Origin of the sequence: Enterococcus sp. SMC-9, from assembly GCF_021011285.1 — a bacterium.
In the GTDB taxonomy this organism is placed as follows: Bacteria; Bacillota; Bacilli; order Lactobacillales; family Enterococcaceae; genus Enterococcus_C; species Enterococcus_C montenegrensis.
The window spans coordinates 1-24914 of the sequence record NZ_JAILYE010000003.1; the positions used below are offsets into that span (position 1 = coordinate 1).

Below are 24914 nucleotides of genomic sequence, written 5' to 3' on the forward strand. Positions count from 1 at the left end.
TGTCAACTGTTTTTTTCAAAAAGTTTTAAAAACTTTTTGAAATGATATTTCAGAAGTTCGCCGCTCATCAAGCAACTCCGTTAGTTTAGCAAGTAGTTAGCTTGCTGTCAACAAGTTTTTTTGTTTTTTTCAAAACTTTTTTCTTGTGACTTTTGAAAATAGCCAAGTCGCTAACGGACAAGTAATAATATACCAACTAAATCGTATCAGGTCAACGATTTTATCTATATTTTTTTGTTTTTTTGTATACCCGATTAATATAAAGTTGCTACATCATAATCATTCGTGAATAAAGCTTTTTCAGTTTTATTATTCACTTGTTTTTCGCTGGTAAATCATAAAAAAAAGAGTTCTTGAAAATCAATTTGAAACTGGTTTTCAAGAACTCTTAGAAATTCTAGCGCATTGTTGGGAATAATAATACGTCACGAATTGATTGTGCGTCTGTTAAAAGCATAACTAAACGGTCAATCCCGATACCTAAACCACCGGTTGGCGGCATACCATATTCCAAAGCTTCTAGGAAGTCTTCGTCAACGCCATGAGCTTCATCATCACCAGCTTCACGTTGTTTTTCTTGATCTTCAAAGCGAGCGCGTTGGTCGATTGGATCATTTAATTCAGTAAAAGCATTCGCAAACTCACGGCCAACGATGAACAATTCAAAACGATCTGTAAAGCGGCCGTCTTCTGGATTTTTCTTCGCTAATGGTGAAACTTCTACTGGATGGCCATAAATGAAAGTAGGTTGAATCAAGGTATCTTCTACAAACGTTTCAAAGAATTCATTAATGATATGTCCAACTTCCATAGCATCTGTAATTTCAACATTGTGTTCTTTAGCTAAAGCACGTGCATCTTCTAAAGACATTTTTTGCCAGAAATCAACACCGGTTTGTTCTTTAATAGCATCTAACATATGGACGCGTTTGAACTCAGTGTCTAAGTCAACTGCTTTACCGTCATAAGTAAGTTTACCTGTACCTAAAACTTTTTGTGCAGCATTCCGAATGATACCTTCTGTTAAATCCATTACGTCACGATAATCGGTGTAGGCCGTGTACACTTCAATCATGGTAAATTCAGGGTTATGGGTTGTATCAATCCCTTCATTACGGAAGACACGACCGATTTCATAAACTTTTTCCATTCCACCAACAATCAAACGTTTTAAATGTAATTCCAATGCGATACGCAAATACAAGTCCATATCTAATGCATTGTGATGTGTGATAAAAGGACGTGCAGCAGCACCACCAGCTTGGTTATGCAAGACTGGAGTTTCCACTTCCAAATAACCCAAACCATCTAAGTAACGACGAATTTCACTGATGATTTGACTACGTTTTGTAAAACGGTCAAAACTTTCCCGGTTTGCTACCAAATCCAAATAGCGCTGACGGTAACGTTGCTCTACGTTGGTCAAGCCATGATATTTGTCTGGTAACGGGCGCAATGCTTTTGATAATAAAATAAACTCACGCGCTTTGATTGAAACTTCACCCGTGTTAGTTTTCATAATTTGACCTACGACACCATAAAAGTCACCAAGATCTGCATGTTTAAATAATTCGTAGGCTTCTTCTCCTACTTCATCTTTACGCACATAGATTTGGACTTGGCCTTCACGGTCTTGTAAATGGGCAAAGCCTGCTTTACCTTTACCGCGCTTTGTCATCATACGACCTGCTACACTAGCAGATAGGTTCATTTCACTTAATTCTTCTTTAGTCCGTTGATCAAACATTTCATGTAATTCTGCGGAATTGTGAGTGCGTTCGAAACGTTTTCCGAAAGGATCGATTCCATTTTCTTGCAGTGCTTCCATCTTCTGGCGACGCACCAGCATTTGATCGTTCAATTCTTCTTGTGTCTGTTGCTGTTGTTCCTCAGTCACGCGTTTTCCTCCTTGTTTTTTAGTTGAAGTAGTGGTTTATCCATTACAAGTTAAATTTTGTAACCAAAAAAATTGCCAACTACTATAACTCTCTAGTCTATTCTTCCTTATAATGCCAATGAAACCAAAAAAAAGCAAGCCGAAAATCAGCTTCGGCTTGAAAAAAAACTTAGATTAATGTGCGCTGTGGGCCAATTGCGCACCTTGTATTTTGGCGACAAAATCATCTAAAATTGCGACAATTGTTGCTTGATCTTCTGCTTGATTAACAGCTACTTTTGTTTTAGCTGCTCGCGGAATCCCTTTTAAGTAATAGGATGCATGTTGGCGAAATTCTCTTGCCGCTACCATCTCACCTTTTAAGTCAACTAAACGTTGCAAATGAACTTTAGCAGTTTGAATTTTTTCAGCTGGAGTTGGTTCGTCAATGAGCTCACCTGTAGCTAAATAGCGTTCGGTACGGTGAATCATCCACGGATTACCCAATGCTGCTCTACCAATCATCACACTATCAACACCGACTTCATCTAGCATTCTTTTAGCATCTTGCGGTGTTTTCACGTCACCATTACCCATAAAAGGAATACTAATGTTCTTTTTAACTTCTTTTAAAATATCCCAGTTAGCTTTTCCTTCATACATTTGTACCCGCGTGCGACCGTGCATTGCGATTGCTGACGCCCCGCCAGCTTCGGCAGCTTTCGCATTTTCAACAGCAAAAACGTGTTGATCGTCCCAGCCAATTCGCATTTTAACGGTAACTGGGATATTCACTGCGCTTGTTACTGCTGCTACCATTTCATGGACCTTGTTGGGATCTAGTAACCACTTCGCACCAGCTTCGGCTTTAATAACTTTGTTAACCGGACACCCCATGTTGATGTCAATGATATCTGCTTGGGTGTTTTCAGCAACAAACTTCGCAGCTTCAACTAAAGAATCTTTATTGCCACCAAAAATTTGAACGCTTAAAGGATGTTCGTTTTCATCAATGTAAAGCATTTCTAATGTCTTTTTGTTACGAAAATGAATTCCTTGGTCACTAATCATTTCACAGACTACTAAGCCTGCACCAAATTCTTTGACCGTTACTCGAAATGCGGCATTGGTAATCCCCGCCATTGGCGCTACGACAACCCGATTAGGAATTTCCACGTTGCCGATTTTCCATGTTTGATTAGTCATTTTTTACTGCCTCCTGCATTAAAGCTTCCAAGTCTTTTTCCGTGTATTCATATTTATTACCACAAAACGCACAAACTGCTTCAGCGCCATGGTCTTCATCAATCATCGCTTTAATTTCATCAGGTCCTAAAGCAATAATTGCTTCAGCAAACTTGTCTTTAGAACAATCACACTTAAATTGGACGGATTTTTCTTCTAGGATCATTAAATCAGTGTCAGGTAATAACGCATCTAAAATTTCTTCTGGTTTTTTCCCAGCATCTAATAAATCAGAAACCCGTGGCATATTGGCTAAGTTGGTTTCAATAGCTGTAATGATTTCATCTGTAGCTCCCGGCATCATTTGCAGCATAAAACCGCCAGCAGTTTTAATACTATCGTCCGTATCCACTAAGACACTCAAACCGACAGCAGAAGGAATTTGCTCTGAAACAGCTAAGTAATAGGTGAAGTCTTCCCCCAATTCACCAGAAACAAGCGGCGTTTGACCAGAAAATGGTTCTTTTAATCCCAAGTCTTTAATAACGGTGAACATCCCTTTTGTCCCGACTGCTCCCCGTACATCAATTTTGCCAGCTTCGTTAAGGGGTAAACTTAAGTGCGGATTTTTAATGTAGCCTTTTACATCGCCATAACCATTACTATCCACCACAATCGCCCCAGCAGGACCATCTCCTTCTACTTTAACCGTTAATTTATCGTCACCTTTTAAAGTAGCCCCTAATAATAAACTTCCTACTAAAGTACGACCTAATGCAGCCGAAGACGTGTTCCATGTATCGTGACGTTTTTGGGCTTCTGTCACTGTTTTTGTAGCATCTACTGCATATGCTCGGACTAAACCGCCATAAGCCAATGCTTTAATTAAATAATCACTCATGATTTTGCTCCTTTGTCGTTTAATAATTGCGTGGCAAGTTAAAAGATAAATTTCACTTGCTGACAGTCCAACCTGCAACTGACTTGGCATTCATTTCTGAATCATACAAGGAAGTTGCATTTTTTTCAACTTTATCAGATTGAATTAAGAAAAAGTATGAAAAAACTCCCTGTACTTTTTCACTCTTGTCATCCCCTTGCAAAAAACACCTGAAGAAATCCTTCAAGCCTAAGCCATAAAACTAAAATTTCGATACATCGCTGCTTAGACGCAATAAAATTTTTGCTTATTGGCGATTAAGCGAGTTTACAAAACCAGACATCGTTATAACGGCTGCTGTAATGTTTTTACTGGTGAAAAAAACTTATATTTTCTTATCTGACAAAAAAAGAGACCTCTTGCCATAAGAAGCCTCTTTCACCGCCACTAGCTTAACTACTTGCAGAAGATGCCGCTGCATTGTCATCTGCTTTGACACAATCAATTGCTACGACTAAAGCAACGATTAGTTTTTCATAACGTTCATCAAAAACTGTGACTTCATACGTATCTCCCCATGAAACCCAGCGTTTATTGATAACTGCAATTTGCAGACCATCTTTTACAACTTCAAAGTCCATATCCCACCAATTTCCCTGCACACTAATTCCGTCTGCTTCAATATGGTAGCGCGCTTTAAATAAAGTCAATTCCTTTTTAATCACAATGGCCGCCTCATCATCAATCATAACTGTAAACTGAGGCAAAAGCGCTAAAACTTTTTTGGTAATTTCACCGATAACGTGATCATTGCGATCAAAAATCGTGAACTGCTTTGGAATTTTCAAAAAACTACCTTGGACATGATATAAAGGTTCTTGGTCGGCATCGGTCACGTTAAATTTCTCACCAATACTAAACACTTTTTGTTTGATATAAAGCTTTCTCACACAGACTCCTCATTTCTTTATTTAATATAAATTCGCTTCATTATATGAAAAAAAGACGCAATAGTAAAAACTATCACGTCTTATGAAACATAAGATTATGCATCTTTGTCTGTTTCATCTTTTTCTTGTTTCAATTCATCTTGAACTTCTTTTGTTTCTTGTTCTGGATGGAACTCTGCTTCTTTTGCTTCAGCATCGAAGTAGTCTTTTGCTTCTTCAAAATCTTGTTTTTCTTCGGCTTGTTTTTGCGCATCTTTTTCTTCTAATGCGCGTTTAGCTTCTTCAAAGGTTTGTGCTTTTTCAGAAGGATACTCTTTTGTTTCTGTTCCTGCTGGCATTTTACCTTCTTCAAACAAGGATTTAATGGCTTTAGCATCCAATGTTTCATGCTCTAATAATTTTTCAGCAATCAACTTATGCTGCGCCCGGTGCGCTTCAATAATTTCATGCGCTTTTTGGTGCGCTTCATTTAGGATACGACGTACTTCTTGGTCAATTTCATAGGCTACTTGTTCAGAGTAAGCTTTTGTTTGACCATAATCACGACCGACAAAGACTTGGTGATTGCCTTCATATTGAACCGGACCTAATTTATCACTCATTCCGTATTCAGTTACCATACTGCGGGCAAGACCTGTCGCTTGCTCAAAGTCATTAGATGCTCCTGTGGATTTCACACCAAAAATTATTTCTTCAGCAGTCCGTCCACCTAAAAGCCCAACGATTTGTTCAAACATATCATCTTTGGTCATTAACATTTGATCTTCTTTTGGTAAAGCAATCATATAACCGCCAGCACGACCCCGTGGGATAATCGTTACTTTATGAACAATACGAGCACGAGATAGAACTAAACCAACAATCGTATGTCCGGCTTCGTGGTAAGCCACCATTTCTCTTTCCCGTTTGCTGATTACTTTGTCTTTTTTCGCAGGACCGGCAATAACGCGATCTTCTGCTTCATCAATATCAGAAGCATCGATTTTCTTCTTATTCCGACGAGCAGCTACTAAAGCAGCTTCGTTCAAGACGTTTTCTAAATCAGCACCGGCAAAACCAGGCGTTTGTTGGGCAATAACTTTCAAATCAACATCGTCAGCTAACGGCTTGTTCCGGGCATGAACACGTAAAATTGCTTCACGACCTTTAACGTCAGGACGACCAACTAAAATTTGACGGTCAAAACGACCTGGACGTAATAACGCTGGGTCTAATACGTCAGAACGGTTTGTTGCAGCGATAACGATAACGCCTTCGTTGCCATCAAAACCATCCATTTCAACGAGTAATTGGTTCAAGGTTTGTTCACGTTCATCGTGACCGCCTCCCATACCCGCGCCACGTTGGCGACCAACAGCATCGATTTCATCAATAAAGATAATCGCAGGTGCATTTTTCTTCGCAGTTTCAAACAAGTCTCTTACCCGAGATGCTCCGACACCGACGAACATTTCAACGAAGTCAGAACCTGAAATGGAATAAAACGGTACGCCAGCTTCGCCTGCTACGGCTTTAGCAAGTAATGTTTTACCAGTTCCGGGAGGTCCTTCTAATAACACACCAGCAGGAATTCTTGCGCCTAATTCAACAAAGCGGCGTGGATCTTTTAAGAATTCAACTACTTCGACTAGTTCTTGTTTTTCTTCTTCGGCACCGGCAACGTCAGAGAAACGAACCCGATTGGCTTTTTTGTCAGCTTCTTTGGCTTTTGATTTGCCAAAGTTCATAACACGGCCGCCACCGCCACCGCCGCCACCTTGTTGTCCCATCATCATGTAAAAGAAGAAAATGATGATCACAAGTGGTAAGAAGGTCATTAGAAGAGAAATCCAAAGACCACTATTGGACTCTTCTTTAATTACTGTTTTCACGTCTTCTTGATCCGCTAGTGCAGTAACTTCTTTCAATGTATTATCGTTTGGTAAAATCGTTGTGGCAAAGTGCGTTGACTCGCTGCTTGTTTCGCCCCAAACGGTTAACCCATTATTGTTTTCTACTTTTTGTTTGTCCTTGTATTCCCCGGTAATTTTATAAACACCATTCACCGGCTGTACACTAAATGACTTCACTTTACCGTCAGATAGTTGTTGGCGGAAAGTAGAGTACTCGATATCTGGCGATTGTTGGCTATTATTTCCAAATAAGAAATAAACCACCGTAATCATGGCCAAAAGCACGAGTACATAGTATAAGGTATTTTTTAACATACCATTATTACCTTTTTTGTTCATGCTTGCCCTCCTTAATTAATCGAAAGTCTTTTTTTTTTTTGAAAAATCGTTATTTTAAAACAACTCTTTTCCGTTTAAAAAAGGTCCTTCAAATATTGTTTGTGTGATTTTTATCAATCCTGACCATTTTATTGTATCACAAGTCATTTCATTTAGCGGATTAATTTGATTCGTAAACGCTAGGTTTTAAAACGCCTACATAGGGTAGGTTGCGGTATTGTTCGATATAGTCTAAGCCATAGCCTACGACGAATTCATTTGGCACATCAAAACCAACATAATCCGCTTCAATATCTACTACGCGGCCTTCAGGTTTATCTAATAATGTTACGATTTTGACTGAATTGGCTTTGCGGTATTTAAATAAATCGACTAAATAAGCTAACGTCCGGCCACTATCAATAATATCTTCTACTATTAATAGATCCCGGCCTTCAACATTTGTATCTAAATCTTTTAAAATTTTAACCTCACCAGAAGATACAGTAGCGTTGCCATAACTTGAAACATCCATAAAGTCTAATTCCAAATAGCAGTCCATTTCACGGCAAATATCCGCCATAAAATTAATTGAACCTTTTAAAACACCGATCACAAGGGGATTTTTATCCTTGTATTCTGCTGCTAATTCTTCTCCTAGTTCCTTACAGCGGGCGTTGATTTCTTCTCGTGATACAAGCACTTTTTCAATATCTTTTGCTAACATGTCTGTCTCCTTATTTTACTATCACCAATGGATAGATTATTGGTATTTATAAAGCAGTCTGTAGTGTATTTTATCAGTTTCTACAGCAATACTCAAATAAGAAAAGGCAATTGGTAGCACTGCCAAGACTTGATTGTTCGTATCTGTCACAACCCACGTTTTTTCCCGTCTATCATTGGGAATTTTTTTATCAATTAAAATGCGGCTAACCTTTTTGCGTAAGCTTTCTTTTAGTTGAATGCGATCCCCATCCACTCTTTTTCGAATAATCACCTCATTGGGGAAGTTTAATGCCAAAGGTTGACTGATTTCTGACCAAAGTTTGACTTTTTCGGGAAGATTAACATTTTCATCTACAGAAACAATAGCTAGCCATTCATTTTCAGACAAAAAACCACTATCGCCTACTTTAAAATGAAAAGTTTGCGCCTTATTAACAGTTGGCTTTTTGCCAATCGTCAGTTCATCATACATTTTTAAAACTTGCCACGTTGCTGCAATATCCAATTGCCATTGGGCTTTGTCTGATTTCATAAGCGCCAAAATGCGTTGCAAGTTTTCTTCAGTAATGGTCACCTCACAACTGCGTTTTAGTTTTTGAGCCAAATACTGCAAGGTAAAATAACGTTCTCTTATTGGTAAGGTCAAAAAGGCGCTAACCTTAAAACTTAAACTCTGCTCTATTTGCGTCACATTTGCGCTAACCCAAGCTGCCATTTTGTCTTCAATAATTTCTTCTGCCCAAATCAACTGTTGGGATAATTGCTGAAAATGCGCTAAAATTTGGGGATTTTCTGCTTTTAAAAGCGGCGTTATCTGTTGACGAATTCGATTTCGCTGCACATCTAAATAGTAGTTGCTTTCATCTTCAAAATACGGCAACGCTTCTTTTTTAGCATAATCATAAATCTCTTCTTTGCTGTAGGGTAAAAGGGGACGAATTAATTTGCCGCCAGCAAAAGCTTGGCGCGCTTTAATTCCCATTGCATTTTTCAATTGGCCGTCTCGAATCATTTTCATCAGCATAGTTTCCAGTTGATCATCTGCATGGTGAGCAGTCATCAATGTGTCAAAGTAATAATCCTGCATCAGTTCAGTAAAAAAAGCATAGCGAAACCTTCGTGCCGCTTCTTCTACCCCGGCATGAGGAACGTCCTCCCATTTTCGTTCATAAAAGGAAATGGCGTGTTCCTTACAATACTGAGCCAAATTCTGCGCTTCTTTGGCTGAACTTGGTCTTAGTTGATGATTAGTATGGGCAACTCCGATGGAAAAATCATATTTTCGACTCATTTTTGCCATTAAACGTAGCAACACAAAAGAATCTGCTCCACCAGAAACCGCTAATAATATTCGACTGCCTTGTTGCCAAAAGGCTTGTTTATTCCCCAACTGTTCAAATTCTCGTTCCATCTTTCTCCTTCTTTAGGCACCAACACTTTTATCGCTGGTTGCGTCTTTTGCTGTTACCTTCTATTTTACACGATTGCGGCAAAATAAGAAGTAACAGTATCCAGCAAAAAAAGAAAAGTAACGCATTCCTTTCATCGATAAAGTGCCTTAAAATCAGAATTGTAATATTTTTCTAGTCAATTTTTCACTAAGCTTGTGGATTAGAAATCTTTTACTCGTGACTTATTGTATGATCTGCAATATATTGGATGGAAACAACACCTACCTGTGGGTAAATTATAGGAGTAGATAAATGGAAATAGGAAATTTATTAAAAGAAAAAAGAATAGCCCGCAAATTGACACAAGAACAGCTAGCTGAGCAAATTTTTGTCTCAACAAAAACGATCTCAAATTGGGAAAACAATAAAACCACTCCAGATATTGATAGCCTGATTCTTTTAGCCAAACTTTTTCATTTATCACTTGATAATCTATTATTGGAGGGATCAAATGTGGTAGAAAACATTAAGAAAATCGAGGCAACAAAGATAGCGGAGAAATACTTTCTTATTAGTTGGGTAACAAATATTATTTTCGGTCTAACTTTTGTTACGCAAAATTTTTTTGGTAAATTATCTTTATTTGCCATGGTTTGCTTGTCTTTAGGTATGCTTTTAAACATGCTGGTATTGTTTTATTTTACAAAGCAATTAGCAACTACTAACACCACAGCTTGGCAATTTTTCAAAAATAGTCACCCTATTATTAGTGCAGGCATGTTGTTATCCCTTATCCTTTTATTTGCCTTAATAATTGCTTCCCTATTATTCTAGCCTGATAAAAAATGATCAATTGAGCTAAGAAAAAAACTGTACCGCAATAATTTTGCGGTACAGTTTTTTAGCTGCGACGGCCGCCACGGCCACCACGTTTGCCTTCTGTATTACGACGAAGTGAAGATAGGCGATCATCACTGTCTTTTAAAAATGAACTCATCAATGAATCGAAGTCTTCTTTTTTATTAGCACTTACGCTAGGTCCTTTAGAAAATGGTTTCTTAGGAGCTGGGCGACGACTTGGTTCTTTTTTGAATTCCTTTTTCTCTGCTTGTGGTTTATCTACTGCTTTGCGAATGGATAACCCAATTTTGCCGTCATCACCAACAGATGTTACCAACACTGTTACCTCATCTCCGACTTTTAAAACGTCGTTGATGTCTTTGACAAAGCCATCTGATACTTCACTGATATGCACCAAACCAGTTTTACGGTTACCCAAATCAATAAAAGCACCAAAATTTGTAATCCCCGACACTTTTCCTTGCAGCTTAGCTCCTACTTCGATTGACATAAAAGATTTGTTCCTCCTAGTTTAAACCTGAAATTTATATTTACTACTCTTCAGCAGTAGATGACCCATTCGTCCGATCAATGGCTTTTTCCACTTTTGCGTCTTCTTGTTTATTGCTTTGATTATTTCCAGCGATAGGATAAACTTTTTCACCGTCTTTAGAATAATAAAAACGGCTGCGGGCAAGTTTTGCCACATAGTCTTCATCCTTTAGCAAAGCGACTTCTTTTTTCAATTGGTCGACATTGTTTGTTACTACCTTATTATCTGCCAGAGCTTCTTGTCTTATCGCTTCTAATTTCACCAAACGTTGATGATCTGAAAAAAGTTGGAAACCGACAAAAGCAAAAATCAAAAAGGTAATGACTAAAAGTAACGTTAAACGACGACGTTTAAAAACAACCTTCCGATGTTGTTCTTGATATTTGGCAATTTGTTTTTTGACATATTCATTGTCAAGTTGTTCAACATTTTGATTGCGGCCATTTATCACGTCTGTCACGTCCTTTCCTTACCTTGCGCAAATTGGATAATCCAAAATTAATTATAGCAACTTAAAGTAGGCTTGTCTAATGAATTTCTAGACATTTTCGTTTCTTATTTCGCTAATAATTTCATACATTTGAGCAGCATCCTCTTTTTTGGTGGACTCATGTAATTTTAAGACTTTAATTTCTAAGGTCTTATTTCCAAAACCAATTTTGACCTGGTCGCCAACTTTAACCGTACTAGAAGATTTGGCCAGCTTGCCATTTACTTGGATGCGACCTTTATCCGCTACTTCTTTTGCGACAGAACGCCGCTTGATGATCCGTGAAATTTTTAAAAATTTGTCTAAACGCATCTTTTTCCCTCGTTTTCTTTATTTAGATTTTTTTAAACGTAATAATTTTTTACCAAAAGGCAACATTAGCCATTCTCTTAGTGTCAACAAATCAAAGCGTATCGCAGCTTTTAAAAAGGCGTAAACCCCTACTGCAACCGCTAAAATAGTCACTACAAGTGCTCCAAAACGCGTTTGGAATCCGCCAAAAAGAGCCACTAAAAAATAAAATAGCACCACAGCTCCACTCATAACTAATAAGCTGCTTATCATTTTTTTTAGAAAGAAACGCTCACGCCAAAAACGATTAATCACTTGATCTTCAGCTTGAATGAGACGCCACAAAGTCGCCACTAAACCCAATATCGTCCCCACGCTGGCCCCTAACGTTCCCATTGTGGCGGTCAAAATTAATGTCGTGGCAAATTTCACCACTAAGCCTACAATCGCCGCTTTTAAAGCCGGTCGAAAATGATTTTGACTTTGGGCGACTGCTTGATAAGCTTGAATGACTGCCATTAAAAAGACAGAAAAAACAAAAACTTGTAAGACGTCGTTACCGGCCTGATCTTTAAAGAGAGCATAGTTTAAAGAAGGCATGACCAGCGCCAACCCAAAAGAAGCAGCCAGTGAAATACTCGTTGTCAGGCGCAAATAAATTTTGGCTGAACTTTGAAACAACTTATGATTCCGGGCAACTAGATATTTCGTTAAGGCTGGTAAAAAAGTAGAACTTAAGGCAGCAGCCACTACCAAACCTAATTGTACCATGGGCTGTCCTCTATCATATACTCCTTTAGCAATTTGTGCGTTCGTTTGATTAAAACCAAAATTTTGTAATTCATTGGCAATGACAAAAGAATCAATTAATTGAAACAAAATCAAAAACCCCGTGTAAATCGACAGCAAGCCGCCTTCAACCACAAAGCGCCGCACTAATTTCTTATCAATTTTACCAAAATGAAAATCCTTTAGTAAATTCAAACTGACGCCACTGATTTTCTTTTGATAATAAACGAGCAATACCACAGCCCACAGTCCGCCAAAAACAGCGCCACTCATAGCAAGCGTACCGGTTTCATAGACATCTAAAATGCCAGCTTGAAACATAAGCGCTGCCGCAATAATGACACCGACGCGAACAAATTGTTCCACCACTTGGGAAACTGCGCTGGGAACCATTTGCAGTTGCCCTTGAAAGTTACCACGATAAAAAGCGAGAAAAGGCATCAATAAAAAGGTGAACGATACAATCATAATTAACGGGGTTAACAGCTCATTGCCCATTAAAAGTGCAATAATACCAGCACCAAAAAAAGTCACTCCCCACAAGATTAGCCCGCAGTAAAATACGACTGGAATTAATTTTTGAATGGCATTTTTTTGTTCTTTGACACCATTTATTTCTGCGATATATTTGGAGATAAATTGGGGCAGTCCCGATAGCGCTAAGGTCATCGCCAAACCATAAATAGGATATACTTGCTGGTACACGTAAAAGCCCTTGTCTCCCACCAAGTTTTGTAAGGGAACGCGATAAATCGCACTTAATACTTTGGCAATAAAAGAAGCGGCAGTTAGCACAAAGGCGCCTTGCATCATTTTTTGCATTTGACTTACTTTTTCTTTGGCATTTTCTGCCTTCATCTTCTCACCTCTTGCTTTTTGCTCTTTTAGTGTGCCTCAATTTGCTATGAAAGAACATCTGATCTGCATTTCTTTACTTAAAATAAAGTAATTTTAAACTTTGCTAAGTTATTTCGTTTCAGGTACAATCGCGCGCTTATATTTTTCTTCTCGTAACGCTTTAATAAATTCTTGAATTTCATGAAGCCAGACAGCCTGCGTCATTTTTTGCCCAATGGTTAATGTAATCGTCATTTTGTCGTTACTTACCGCCATTGCAGCTTTCATTTTGGTCACAGACAACGCTTCGAATAATTGTTCGACTGTATACGTTTTTGTACCAACTTTACTTAACGTTACTTTAATTTGTTGATTAATCTTGCGAATACTTTCCAATAAAGCGCGATCGCCGTCCATTTTAATTTGACCGATCGTCAATAAATGGGCAACTTCATCCGGGTATTCTCCAAAACGATCCAACAAATCATCTTGCAATTCATCCAATTGCTCTTCGTTTTCTAATTCACGAATCCGTTTATATACTTCAATTTTTTGGCGTTCGTCAGTAATATACGTACCCGGCAAGTAAGCGTCAATCCCCAAGTCAATTTCCACTGAAGTTTTTTGGCTTTGAATATTTTTACCTTGCTTGCGGGCAACAGCTTCTTCTAACATTTGCGAATACATATCAAAACCAACCGCATCAATAAAGCCGTGCTGCTGGGCACCTAATAAATTACCCGCGCCTCGAATCGATAAATCTCGCATTGCAATTTTAAAACCAGAGCCTAGTTCAGTAAAATCTTTAATCGCTTGGAGTCGCTTTTCACTTACTTCATTTAAAATCTTTTGTGGTTCATACATGAAATACGCATAAGCTACCCGATTACTCCGACCAACGCGCCCTCTTAATTGGTATAAAGTAGATAAACCCATGTAGTCGGCATTTTCCACAAACAACGTATTGACGTTTGGAATATCCACTCCTGTTTCAATAATCGTCGTGGTGACTAAAATATCATATTGCCCTTCAATAAAGTCTAACAACGTGTTTTCCAATTGAATTTCTGTCATTTGACCATGGGCGTAACCAATCCGGGCTTCTGGGACTAAAGCTTGCAATTCATCGACTTTTTTTTCAATCGTTTCCACTCGATTGTACAAATAAAAAATTTGACCATCTCGGGCTAGTTCTCTGTGAATCGCTTCTCGAATCGCGCCAGGATTTTTTTCCATCACGTAGGTTTGAATAGGATAACGATTTTCCGGTGGTGTTTCAATGACCGATAAATCCCGTACCCCTAACATGGACATGTGCAACGTGCGGGGAATCGGTGTCGCCGTTAAGGTCAAAACATCCACTTGAGAACGTAATTGTTTCAAACGTTCTTTGTGCTTCACACCAAAACGTTGTTCCTCATCAATGACCAATAATCCTAGATCAGAAAATTTCACATCTTGGGACAATAAGCGGTGCGTTCCTACTACAATATCCACTTGCCCGGTGCGAATTTGTTCCAGTGTCTCAGCTTGTTGTTTTTTCGTTCTAAAACGACTAAGCAAACCAATATTGACTGGAAAACCCTCAAAACGATCAAGCATCGTTTCATAATGTTGTTGCGCTAAAATTGTGGTAGGGACTAAAAAGGCAACCTGTTTACTTTCTTTAATAGACTTAAAGGCAGCCCGTAGCGCTACTTCGGTCTTCCCAAACCCAACATCCCCCACCAGCAGGCGATCCATCGGTTTTGCTTTTTCCATATCTCGCTTAATTTCAGCAGCGCTGCGAAGCTGGTCATCTGTTTCCGTATATGGAAAAGCATCTTCAAATTGTTTTTGATACGCATCATCTGGTGCAAAGGCAAAGCCTTTTTCTGCTTCTCTTTTTGCGTATAAGGCAATTAAATCATCGGCAATATCTTCAATTTTACCGGAGACTTTTCGTTTTGTTTTACTCCATTCACTACCACCTAATTTATTAATTTTAGGGGTCTTGGACTCTGAAGCAACATATTTTTGAATCAAGTTTAATTGCGTAACGGGAATAAAGAGCTTATCGTCGTTTTGATATAAAATCGTGATGTAATCTTGATGAACGCCATCGACTTCCAAGGTTTCCATGCCGATATATTTCCCAATCCCATGATTAGCATGAACAACGTAGTCCCCTGGTTTTAATTCGTTATAGCTTTTTAATCGTTCGGCATTGGTAATTGTTTGACGCCGCGCGCGTTTTCGTTTTACTTTTTGAAAAATCTCTTTTTCTGTCACAACGACTAAACGATCTTGCGGCATTTCAAAACCGCTTTGCAAGCTACCGACCACGATTTGACTGCGACCGGTAATTAATTTATCCCCTTTGGCCACCGGTGCATAAATTTCATGATCACGGAAATTATGATTCAACTTCTGTGCTCTTTCTTCATCTGCTACTAAAAATAAAACCGTCTGCTGCTGTTTTTCCCAGCGTTCTAACTCGGCTTTTAATAGACCCATTTGGCTGAAAAACTGTTGCATCGGCCGATATTGAAAATTCCAAATCGCGCCAAAACGTAAATTTCCCATCCCTTTTTGAAATAATGCAAAAAAGCTAGTCGTAAATGTTTCCTTTTGGAAGAACTGGTGCACGTCTACGCCAAATTTTTGTTCACTAAAGACGCGCAGCTCACTAATTTTTTGAACCTGCCATTCCCCTTCTTCTCGCTCAATTTCACGATTGGTTTCCATGATGCGGGGATAATCATCTACCATTAAAAGCGTGTCTTTTGCAAAGTAATCCACAATCGTCGTTGGCTGCTCATAAAGAAAATCAAGATAAAAATTGACATTTTCTCCTGGCTCGCCTTTCAACCACTCATTTTGCAGTTGACCAAAATATTCACTTAAAAACTCTTGATCTGTTTTTTCTCTGGTGACTGCTAAACGTTTTTCCAAAGCTATTTTTAAATTTTTGGCACCTGTTTTGAGCTCAAGGTCAGTAAAAACCAGCTCACTGGTTGGACTGATCAAAACATGGTCTACATTCCCTAGAGAACGTTGTGTTTCCACGTCAAAATAGCGCATGGAATCAATTTCAACATCAAATAATTCCACCCGCACCGGATATTCTGCATGTAAAGGATAAATGTCTATGATGCTACCACGAATACTGAATTCGCCGGGTTTAGCAATCATACTTTCCCGCTGATACCCCATTAAAACCAGCTGCGCTGGTAAAGTTGTTAAATCTAACTCATCACCAATTTGCCAATGCAATTGATAGTCACGCCACGTCTTAGGCGTAGGCAAGTACTTTCGCAACGCCGCCACTGGCATAACATAAATTCCCAATTCATTTTGGGAAATAGCATTTAATGTTTGCACCCGTTCTGCTTTTGCTTCTGGTGAGGCAAAAGCCATTTCTGCTGATAGGACTTCATCCACTGGAAAGGCAAAAACAGCATCTGTTACATTACGCAAATCTTCAACTAATTGATTGGTATAATACAAATTCGGCGTAATGACTAAAATTGATTTTTGCAATTTTTTTAATGTACTGACCAGCGCCAGTGTTTTGGCCGAACCTGAAAGGCCAGTTAACAATTGCCGTTTACTCTTTTGGGCTAACTGTTCTTGCCATTGGCCAATCTGCGGTACCTTATCAAACAAACCAAGCAAATCCATATTTTTACCTCCTAAATTAAGATGTTTTAAATAACCGTTTTGCTAGCGAGCAATAAGATAAAGGGGCTTTAAGTGACGGGTTCGGTCACTAAAGACGCTTTTTTTATTGTGGAGCTGGCAGGTTGTTTAAAACTCGATTTCATTAAGATGTTTTAAATAACCGTTTTGCTAGCGAGCAATAAGATAAAGAGGCTTTAAGTGACGAGTTCGGTCACTAAAGACGCTTTTTTTATTGCTGCGCTAGCTACTCAGTTAATCTTGTTTTTATTAATTAAATTTATTCATCGTATTAATAAAATCATTTGTTTTAAAATATTCTTCTAAAGCAGCGACACTATGGTCGATACTGGTTTCAATCAATGGTAAATCATCTTGTGAAAAAGGACTTAGTACATGATTGACAACTGTCATATTTTGAGGCGGTCTACCAATGCCGATTTTAATTCGATCAAAAGTTTGGCTGCCTTTTAAATGTGTTATAATGCTCTTAATTCCATTATGGCCACCAGATGCGCCTTTTTGCCGTAAACGAATTTTCCCTACCGCTAAATCCAAGTCATCATATACTACCACTAACTCTTCGGGTAAAACACCCAAATACGTCATCAAAGGTCCCACAGCTCTACCAGAATCATTCATAAAAGTTTGGGGTTTAATTAAAATAATTTTTTCACCATCAAGAAAAAGCTCTCCTTGTTCAGCTTCAAAGTTGTTGCGTTTAAACGTAACGTTGTACTTTTGGGCTAAACGATCAATTGTCATAAAGCCGACATTATGTTTTGTTTTTGCATATTTCAACCCAGGATTTCCCAAGCCAACGATCATCTTCATTATTATTCCTCATTTCACTTTAACTAAAACACGCCAAAAGGCCAGGCGACAAATTATCCCCTAGTCTAGTTTTGCAATCAAGTTAGCTACGCTCACTATTTCGTTAATTGCACATTAATTAAAAAATTTTATTAACTGTATTGTTTTAGTATTATAACACAAACTTACAGATTAGCTAAAAGTTGCAAGCGCTCTTTAGCTTTTTTTAGAGATATTCCCACTAAAATCCATTGTTCAAACTAAAACAAACTTTTGTAATAATGTAAGTGCTCACAAAAAGAAACAGCTGATAAAACTGTATTATATCGAGGCATATCGCATGACAAAAGATAACTGAAATGATAGGATTGCTTGTGAAGGAAATAATCTGAGAAGGGATGAAACAAACATGACAGATGGAAAAAAGAGTGCTTTCTTAAAAGACCACCAAAAAGTTATCTTAGTAGGTGACGGAGCTGTTGGTTCTAGTTATGCTTTTGCACTTGTAACTCAAAATATCGCCCAAGAAGTTGGGATCGTCGATATTAACGTCAAAAAAACTGAAGGCGACGCATTAGATTTAACTGATGCCCTAGCTTGGACTTCTCCTAAGAAAATTTACTCAGCTACTTACGCAGACGCACATGATGCCGATTTAGTTGTTATTACTGCTGGTGCACCTCAAAAACCAGGTGAAACTCGCTTAGACTTAGTTCATAAAAACTTAAAAATTAACCGCGACGTTGTAACTCAAATCGTGGCTTCTGGCTTTAACGGCATTTTCTTGGTTGCCGCTAACCCAGTTGATATTCTAACTTACTCAACATGGAAATTCTCAGGTTTTCCAAAAGAACGCGTTATCGGTTCAGGTACTTCCTTAGATTCTGCTCGTTTCCGCCAAAAAATTGCGGAATTAGTTAAAGTAGATGCCCGCAATGTCCATGCCTATATTTTAGGCGAACACGGCGATTCAGAATTTCCAGTTTGGTCACACGCTAACGTTGCCGGCTTACAAATTTACGAATGGATTAAAAACAATCCTGACGTCGATGAAGAAGCTATGGTTAACTTGTTCTTTAGTGTTCGTGACGCAGCCTACACGATCATCGATAAAAAAGGCGCAACTTTCTATGGTATCGCAACGGCCTTGGCACGAATTACCCGCGCTATTTTAAATGATGAAAATGCAGTCTTCCCATTATCTGTTTACTTGGAAGGTCAATACGGCTTAAACGATATTTATATCGGTGCACCTGCTGTCATTAACGCCCAAGGAATTCAACAAGTTATTGAAATTCCATTGACTGACTCAGAACAAGACCGTATGAACGCTTCTGCTTCACAATTAAAAGATATTGTAGATGAAGCATTCAAAAAATTAGAAGCCGAAGACGCTGCTAAATAAGCTTAAATAATTCAATCTAATCAAAAAACCTGCCCGCATTTTTGTTGGCAGGTTTTTTTGATAAAAAATTTCAAAATAAGGTTCCTTAATCATTTCATTAAAGGTAGACTTAATGAAAATAGCAGTTTTAAATTTTTTATTGTCTTTTAAGCATAATCTTCGCTTTTTTCACAATCTGTGCTATGATATTCTCGATATAATTTTATTATAAAACTAAACGCTTTAAGGAGATATCTGATGACTAGAGCTTCTCGCCACAAAAAACATACTAAAGTGATTCTTGCTATTTTTTTAGCCTTGTTCGTTATTGCCGGGGGCGCCTATGCCGCGCGGAGCTTTCATTATAGCGATCATTTTTTACCCAATACAAAAATTAATGAAACAAGCATTGCAAATTTGACGGTCAAAGAAGCCAATGCGAAACTAAAAGGGGCCGCCGATGAGCAAACCTTTGATATTAAAGATAATGGCACAAATTGGCAGTCGATAAAAAAAGTTGACTTAGGTTTAAAAACTGACTACACCAAAGATTTGGAAAAAATCAAAGATGCCCAAAATCGTTGGAAGTGGGGCGTGGCGTATGTCTTTGCTGAAAGTGACGATAAATTAGACGGCGTGGCAGTCAACGAAGATCAACTTACCAGTGCGATTAAAAAAATTGAAAATGAATTAAATGAATTTAATAAAAGCCGTACAAAAACAAAAGATGCTACTTTAACAAAAGGTCCTGGCGGTTTTACAGTGACTCCTGAGGTCGAAGGAAATTCCGTTAATGTTGCAGCTGTCGTGGCTGACGTCAAAAAAGCAGTCAGCAGTAATAAAGACAGCTTGGAGTTAACCAACTATACTGAAAAGCCAAAAGTTACCGCCAATGATGCAAAATTAAAAGAAGAATTAAATGCTTTAAATAAAGTTGCCCAAATTCAAGCAAATTATTCCATTAATGGTGACCAATTCCAAATTCCAACAACCACTATCATGGACTGGTTGGAATATAAAGATGGTAAAGTTACCTTAAATAAAGACAAAGTAACGGGTTATGTAACCGAACTAGGTCAACAATATAATACAAGTAGTAATCCCACAAACTTCAAAAGCACACTGCGGGGTGATGTGACAGTTCCAGATGGCACTTTAAGTTGGACTATCCAAACAGATCAAGAAGTACCCGCACTAATGGAACAAATTATGAAGGGTGAAAACTTCACGCGCTCACCAATTGTAAAAGGCAGTGGCACAGCTGACAAACCTTTAGTCGGCAATACGTATATTGAAGTAGACTTACAAAATCAACATATGTGGTATTACAAAGATGGTGCGGTTGCACTGGAAACCGATATTGTTTCGGGTAAACCAAAATCACCAACACCACCTGGCGTATTCTATGTTTGGGAAAAATCTCGCAACGAAACACTCCGAGGCAAAAATGATGACGGAACAAAATATGCTAGTCCAGTAGATTACTGGATGCCTATTGATTGGACTGGCGTTGGTATTCACGATTCAGACTGGCAACCAGCCTATGGTGGCGATCTTTGGAAAACACGTGGGTCCCACGGCTGTATCAACACACCACCAGACGTAATGGCAAAATTATTCAACATGGTTTCAACCGGCACACCGGTCCTAGTTTTTTAATTGCTAAAATCGTCGTGCTAAAATGATGTCTAATAAAGATTATGCCAAAAGGCTGTGACAGATTTTTGTCGCAGTCTTTTTTTATGCATAAAATAAGCCCAGCTTAGAAAAAATTTCTAAGCTAGGCTTATTTCATTTTTGATGATAAATGGTAATGCCAAGTACGCCAAATAGCAATAAGGATACCAACCAAATTGCTTTTCCAGCAAAAAGATGGGCAGACAGCGTACTTAAAATCGCCCCTAAACAAAAGGCAAAAATAATCGTGGCCGTATATTTGATTTTAAAACTGGCAGTTGGATCTTTTTTGAAAAAATGTTGGTACGTATAATCTGCAATTGAGCGCAAATTTCCAGTCGTCATTGTCGTAGCATAAGGCAAGCCTGCTAAACGCCGATATGTAGCAAACTGAATGGCTGCAAAAAATGACAACGAAGAATTGATCAATAAATTATGACCAGAATCAGAAAAAATCCCGACACAAAAAATCCCCACCGCCTCAATGGCGACTGCAACATTTTGCCAAACAAAGCGCTCATGTTCAAAGCGAAATTTCAACACGTCAGTAAAAAAGATACCCAACAAAAAGATACAAATGGGAAATACATACCGAATGATGTGGTCAAAATTACCTTGCGCCAAATTTAAGCCCAGTAAAATGACATTACCAGATTGCATACTAGCGAAAACTTCACCGTGAAATAAATACGTATAAGCATCTAAAAAACCGCCCGCCATAGCCAGCATGACTCCGACCGGTAAGCTTTCATGAATGGCAATCCGTTCGTCGAGAAATTTAAACTTGGGTAATTGCATGCTTAATTTTCCATACTGGTAAAGACTTCTGCAACATCGTCATCGTCTTCTAATTTGTCTACAAGTTGTTCCAATTTAGCTTTTTGTTCATCATCTAAAACAATCGTGGTTTGTGGTACCATGGTCAATTCAGCTTGCGCCAAAGTAAAACCATCTTTTTCTAACTGATCTCTAACTGCGGTAAAATCTTCTGCTGCCGTATAAATTTCAAAAACTTCAGGAGCAGCAATCAAATCTTCTGCACCTGCTTCTAAAACATCTTCAAACATCGTATCTTCATCTACAGCAAGGCCTTCACGCTCAATGGCTATATACCCTTTTCGCTCAAATAAATAATTAACAGAACCTGTTTCCCCTAAATTACCGCCATTACGCGTAAAAGCTACGCGGACATTTGTGGCAGTGCGATTGCGATTGTCTGTTAAGGCATGAACTAAAATTGCTACCCCACCAGGACCATAACCTTCATAGGTTACTTCATCATAATTTGCCTCATCGGCAGAACTAGTTGCTTTTTTAATGGCCCGATCAACATTATCATTTGGCATATTGGCAGCTTTGGCCTTATCTACCACTAAGCGTAATGCTGGGTTCATCGCCACGTCACCACCACCAGATTTTGCTGCCATATAAATTTCCCGGGATAATTTTTGAAAAATTTTACCGCGTTTTGCATCTTGCGCATTTTTGCGACCTTGAATATTGTTCCACTTTGAATGTCCTGACATCTAAACTCCTCCTCGTTACACTTTTACCTAAACTTTTAGGCTCACCTCTTTATTGTAGCCCTTTATCCACATTTTTCAAATCAAAGACCATATCAAAAAATAAGTTAGAACAAAATGATGACGAGAACCTTATTTTTAAGTAAAAACCGCTGACATTTTTTGCCACAGGTCTTATCTAGCTATGAAAGTCTTTTTTTAGTAGCCAAAAGATAAAGCAAGATGATGAATATCGCTGTTAGTGCCCCTGACATATCTAAAAGTACGTCTTGAAAAAGCGGCGTTCTATCCCCTGTTAACATTTGATGAAATTCATCCAAAGCAGCATAACCGGTGGCACTTAAGAGACCAAAGAAGCCACCCCACCAGAAATTTTTTTGACGGTAATATAAGGCCAATGTCAAGCTTGCGCCTAAAATAAAGTAGGTTATAAAATGTGCTCCTTTACGAATAAAAAACTCCACAAAGGAAAAATAGCCTTTAGCCGCAATGCTGACTTCACTGCCGGCATAGTTAAAAGCAATCTGACTTAGGGGCTTTTTTAAGGGCTCATTTTTTAAAAGTGTTTCCAAAAAACCGATTTGTGATTGTTGGTGGTACGTTTGCGAAGAACTGATAAATAAAATCACCATCATGAAAATGGCAATGCCTAAATACACGTATGGATTTTTAAAATTTCGTTTCATATGACGCCTCCAATTCAGTTTCTAATTTTACCACAAACGAGTAATTGTTATCTTCCTTTATAGTTATAGACTTATTTAATTTTCTAATACCAGGTCATTATTTTAGGATTGGTTTCAATATAATTGTAAAATTCAAAGCTCTCAGAAGTTTCTGAATACTTTTGTTGTGCTATACTAAAAAGGATTAAATTAATAGAAAGAAGTGTTGTAGATGTACGCATTAACATGGGATTTAGACAGTATTTTCCCTGGTGGTAGTCAATCAAAGGAACTGACTGACCGGATGGAACTCTTAGAAGAGCAATTAAAAGACTATCAAAGCAAGGTCAAAAATTTTGAGGTAAAAGATCGTGATATTACCGCAAATTTAGCAGCTCTATTAAATTTACGAGAAAAGATTGCCAACGGTTTTTCTCAATGCAGTTCATTTTTAAACGCACTAATGTCTGCTGATGTAACCGATGTGGATGCCAAAATCCGTTATGGCAAATTAACTTCACTCTCACCAATCTTTCAATTAAGTGAAACAATCTTAGCGAAAAAATTCACTGAAATTTCAGATCAAGATTGGTCTGACCTCCTAACAAGCGATGCGTTAAAAACTGTTGCCTTTCGTTTAAGCGAAATTCGGCGCGATGGGAATGAATTGTTATCTGAAGAAGCTGAAAATATTATCAATACGTTATCTTTGGATGGCTTGAACGCTTGGAGTCAACACTACGATACACTAGTTGCAACCATTGAGATCCCTTTTACCGATGAAGCAGGCAACGTCCAAAAACTATCTGCCGGTCAAGCTTTCAATAAAATGATGGGAGATCCTGATAAAAAGGTCCGGGCTGCTTTATTTGCCACCTGGGAAAATGTTTGGCGCGAAAAAGCCGATTTATTTGCCGATACGTTAAATCATTTGGATGGTTTTCGTTTATCCACTTACAAATTACATGGCACAACCGATTATTTAAAACAACCGTTGGAATACAATCGGATGTCAAAAGCCACACTTGATGCGATGTGGGGAACTATTCAAAAAAATAAGCAACCAATCGTAGACTTTCTAACGAGAAAAGCACAATTATTCGGTAAAGAGAAGATGGAATGGCAAGATCAAGATGCTCCGATTATTTTGGACGGTATGACAGAACGCACTTTCACTTATGACGAAGCGGCTGCTTTTATCTTAGATAACTTCCGCAAATTCAGTCCAAAAATGGCAGATTTTGCCCAAATGGCTTTTGAAAAAAGCTGGATTGAAGCAGAAGATCGTCCCGGCAAACGTCCTGGTGGCTATTGTACCGAATTACCAGAAACACAAGAGTCACGCATTTTCATGACCTATAGCAATTCTATTAACGAAGTGGCCACATTAGCCCATGAATTAGGACATGCTTTTCACAGCAGTGTTTTATGGGACATTCCCCGCTTGAATCAAGATTATGCCATGAACGTTGCCGAAACTGCTAGTACGTTTGCAGAACTAATCGTCGCTGACGCAACGTTAAAAGGCGCAACAACCAAAGCAGAAAAAATCAATTTATTAGATGCAAAAATGCAAAATGCGATTGCGATGTTTATGAACATTCATGCCCGCTTTATTTTTGAAAATGATTTTTACACTGCCCGCCAACAGGGTCTAGTGGCACCAGAAAAAATTACAGAAATGATGGTAGCTGCCCAAAAAGAAGCTTATGCCGATGGTTTAGCAAAATATCATCCTCATTTCTGGGCAGCAAAATTACATTTCTTTATTGATGATGTACCATTTTATAACTTCCCATATACATTTGGCTACTTGTTTAGTATGGGAATTTATGCCCAAGCTATGAAAAGTGATGGTAATTTTGAAGATCAATACATTGCTTTATTACGAGATACTGCTGCTATGACAACAGAAGAATTGGCCCAAAAACATTTAAATGTTGATTTAACTAAACCAGATTTCTGGCAAGCAGGAATCGATATGGTGTTACATGATATCAACGACTTCATGACACTAACAGAAGAATATGTAAAATAAGGATTTTAAAACCTGGCAGGGCAGTGACGCGTTTTGGTCACTGTCCTTTTTTGCAATGATAATTTTTAGTAGCTCGATCAAAACAAAAAAGAAATTCTGATTTAGCCGCAGTGAAAGTCTGCAAACGTCCAAC

At 38.3% G+C, this 24914-nt stretch carries 20 protein-coding genes; 4 read left to right on the top strand and 16 right to left on the bottom strand.

The annotated features are described in order from the left end of the window. Window positions 1-397: 397 nt before the first annotated feature. The 7 genes from lysS to tilS all read right to left on the bottom strand — a co-directional run bounded on the left by lysS (window position 398) and on the right by tilS (window position 9241). Window positions 398-1897: a lysine--tRNA ligase gene (gene lysS, locus K4422_RS04885; protein ID WP_206902530.1), complete on the bottom strand. Its 1500-nt coding sequence runs from the start codon at window positions 1895-1897 to the stop codon at window positions 398-400. Between the two features lie 174 nt (window positions 1898-2071). Next, window positions 2072-3082: a tRNA dihydrouridine synthase DusB gene (dusB, locus tag K4422_RS04890; RefSeq protein ID WP_230709531.1), complete on the bottom strand. Its 1011-nt coding sequence runs from the start codon at window positions 3080-3082 to the stop codon at window positions 2072-2074. Further along, window positions 3075-3962, bottom strand: coding sequence for an Hsp33 family molecular chaperone HslO (gene hslO, locus K4422_RS04895; RefSeq protein ID WP_230709533.1), 888 nt, complete (start codon window positions 3960-3962; stop codon window positions 3075-3077). Before hslO ends, dusB begins: the two co-directional genes overlap by 8 nt. Window positions 3963-4393: 431 nt before the next feature. Next, window positions 4394-4891 carry an LURP-one-related/scramblase family protein gene (locus K4422_RS04900; protein WP_206902533.1) on the bottom strand — a complete coding sequence of 166 codons (498 nt, stop codon included), beginning with the start codon at window positions 4889-4891 and terminating at the stop codon, window positions 4394-4396. A 95-nt stretch (window positions 4892-4986) separates the two neighbouring features. Then, window positions 4987-7122, bottom strand: a complete 2136-nt coding sequence (gene ftsH / locus K4422_RS04905; RefSeq protein ID WP_230709535.1) for an ATP-dependent zinc metalloprotease FtsH — start codon at window positions 7120-7122, stop codon at window positions 4987-4989. 160 nt (window positions 7123-7282) lie between these two features. After that, window positions 7283-7828, bottom strand: a complete 546-nt coding sequence (gene hpt / locus K4422_RS04910) for a hypoxanthine phosphoribosyltransferase (protein ID WP_206902535.1) — start codon at window positions 7826-7828, stop codon at window positions 7283-7285. A 36-nt stretch (window positions 7829-7864) separates the two neighbouring features. Next, the gene (gene tilS, locus K4422_RS04915; protein WP_230709537.1) at window positions 7865-9241 is read right to left on the bottom strand and encodes a tRNA lysidine(34) synthetase TilS; all 1377 of its coding nucleotides are present in this window, start codon (window positions 9239-9241) and stop codon (window positions 7865-7867) included. Between the two features lie 292 nt (window positions 9242-9533). On the opposite strand from tilS, the gene K4422_RS04920 reads away from it, so the two are divergent. Then, window positions 9534-10055 (top strand): helix-turn-helix domain-containing protein, encoded by a 522-nt coding sequence (locus K4422_RS04920; protein ID WP_230709539.1) that lies wholly within the window; start codon window positions 9534-9536, stop codon window positions 10053-10055. Window positions 10056-10122: 67 nt separating this feature from the next. On the opposite strand, the gene K4422_RS04925 is transcribed toward K4422_RS04920, so the two are convergent. From K4422_RS04925 to pth, 6 genes are all read right to left on the bottom strand, one after another. Continuing rightward, a complete protein-coding gene (locus K4422_RS04925) occupies window positions 10123-10572 on the bottom strand; it encodes a S1 domain-containing RNA-binding protein (RefSeq protein WP_206902538.1) in 450 nt (149 codons plus the stop codon). A gap of 43 nt (window positions 10573-10615) precedes the next feature. Continuing rightward, window positions 10616-11074, bottom strand: a complete 459-nt coding sequence (locus K4422_RS04930) for a septum formation initiator family protein (protein WP_396139787.1) — start codon at window positions 11072-11074, stop codon at window positions 10616-10618. A gap of 78 nt (window positions 11075-11152) precedes the next feature. Then, a complete protein-coding gene (locus K4422_RS04935) occupies window positions 11153-11416 on the bottom strand; it encodes an RNA-binding S4 domain-containing protein (RefSeq protein WP_206902539.1) in 264 nt (87 codons plus the stop codon). 18 nt (window positions 11417-11434) lie between these two features. After that, a complete protein-coding gene (locus K4422_RS04940) occupies window positions 11435-13042 on the bottom strand; it encodes a putative polysaccharide biosynthesis protein (RefSeq protein ID WP_230709541.1) in 1608 nt (535 codons plus the stop codon). Between the two features lie 108 nt (window positions 13043-13150). Then, window positions 13151-16684, bottom strand: coding sequence for a transcription-repair coupling factor (gene mfd / locus K4422_RS04945; RefSeq protein WP_230709542.1), 3534 nt, complete (start codon window positions 16682-16684; stop codon window positions 13151-13153). Window positions 16685-16951: 267 nt separating this feature from the next. Next, window positions 16952-17515, bottom strand: a complete 564-nt coding sequence (gene pth, locus K4422_RS04950) for an aminoacyl-tRNA hydrolase (protein ID WP_230709543.1) — start codon at window positions 17513-17515, stop codon at window positions 16952-16954. 388 nt (window positions 17516-17903) lie between these two features. Here pth and K4422_RS04955 point away from each other — a divergent pair, with 388 nt between their 5' ends. After that, a complete protein-coding gene (locus K4422_RS04955; RefSeq protein ID WP_206902542.1) occupies window positions 17904-18899 on the top strand; it encodes an L-lactate dehydrogenase in 996 nt (331 codons plus the stop codon). A 237-nt stretch (window positions 18900-19136) separates the two neighbouring features. Then, window positions 19137-20537 (top strand): L,D-transpeptidase family protein, encoded by a 1401-nt coding sequence (locus K4422_RS04960; RefSeq protein ID WP_230709544.1) that lies wholly within the window; start codon window positions 19137-19139, stop codon window positions 20535-20537. A gap of 132 nt (window positions 20538-20669) precedes the next feature. Here K4422_RS04960 and K4422_RS04965 read toward each other — a convergent pair whose 3' ends face one another. The 3 genes from K4422_RS04965 to K4422_RS04975 all read right to left on the bottom strand — a co-directional run bounded on the left by K4422_RS04965 (window position 20670) and on the right by K4422_RS04975 (window position 22764). Next, window positions 20670-21353, bottom strand: a complete 684-nt coding sequence (locus K4422_RS04965) for a YoaK family protein (RefSeq protein WP_206902544.1) — start codon at window positions 21351-21353, stop codon at window positions 20670-20672. Between the two features lie 2 nt (window positions 21354-21355). Continuing rightward, a complete protein-coding gene (locus K4422_RS04970; protein ID WP_206902545.1) occupies window positions 21356-22081 on the bottom strand; it encodes a YebC/PmpR family DNA-binding transcriptional regulator in 726 nt (241 codons plus the stop codon). Between the two features lie 179 nt (window positions 22082-22260). Next, on the bottom strand, window positions 22261-22764 hold the full coding sequence (locus K4422_RS04975) for a VanZ family protein (protein ID WP_230709545.1): 504 nt from the start codon (window positions 22762-22764) through the stop codon (window positions 22261-22263). 211 nt (window positions 22765-22975) lie between these two features. Here K4422_RS04975 and K4422_RS04980 point away from each other — a divergent pair, with 211 nt between their 5' ends. Continuing rightward, the gene (locus K4422_RS04980; protein ID WP_230709546.1) at window positions 22976-24781 is read left to right on the top strand and encodes a M3 family oligoendopeptidase; all 1806 of its coding nucleotides are present in this window, start codon (window positions 22976-22978) and stop codon (window positions 24779-24781) included. Window positions 24782-24914: the final 133 nt, after the last annotated feature.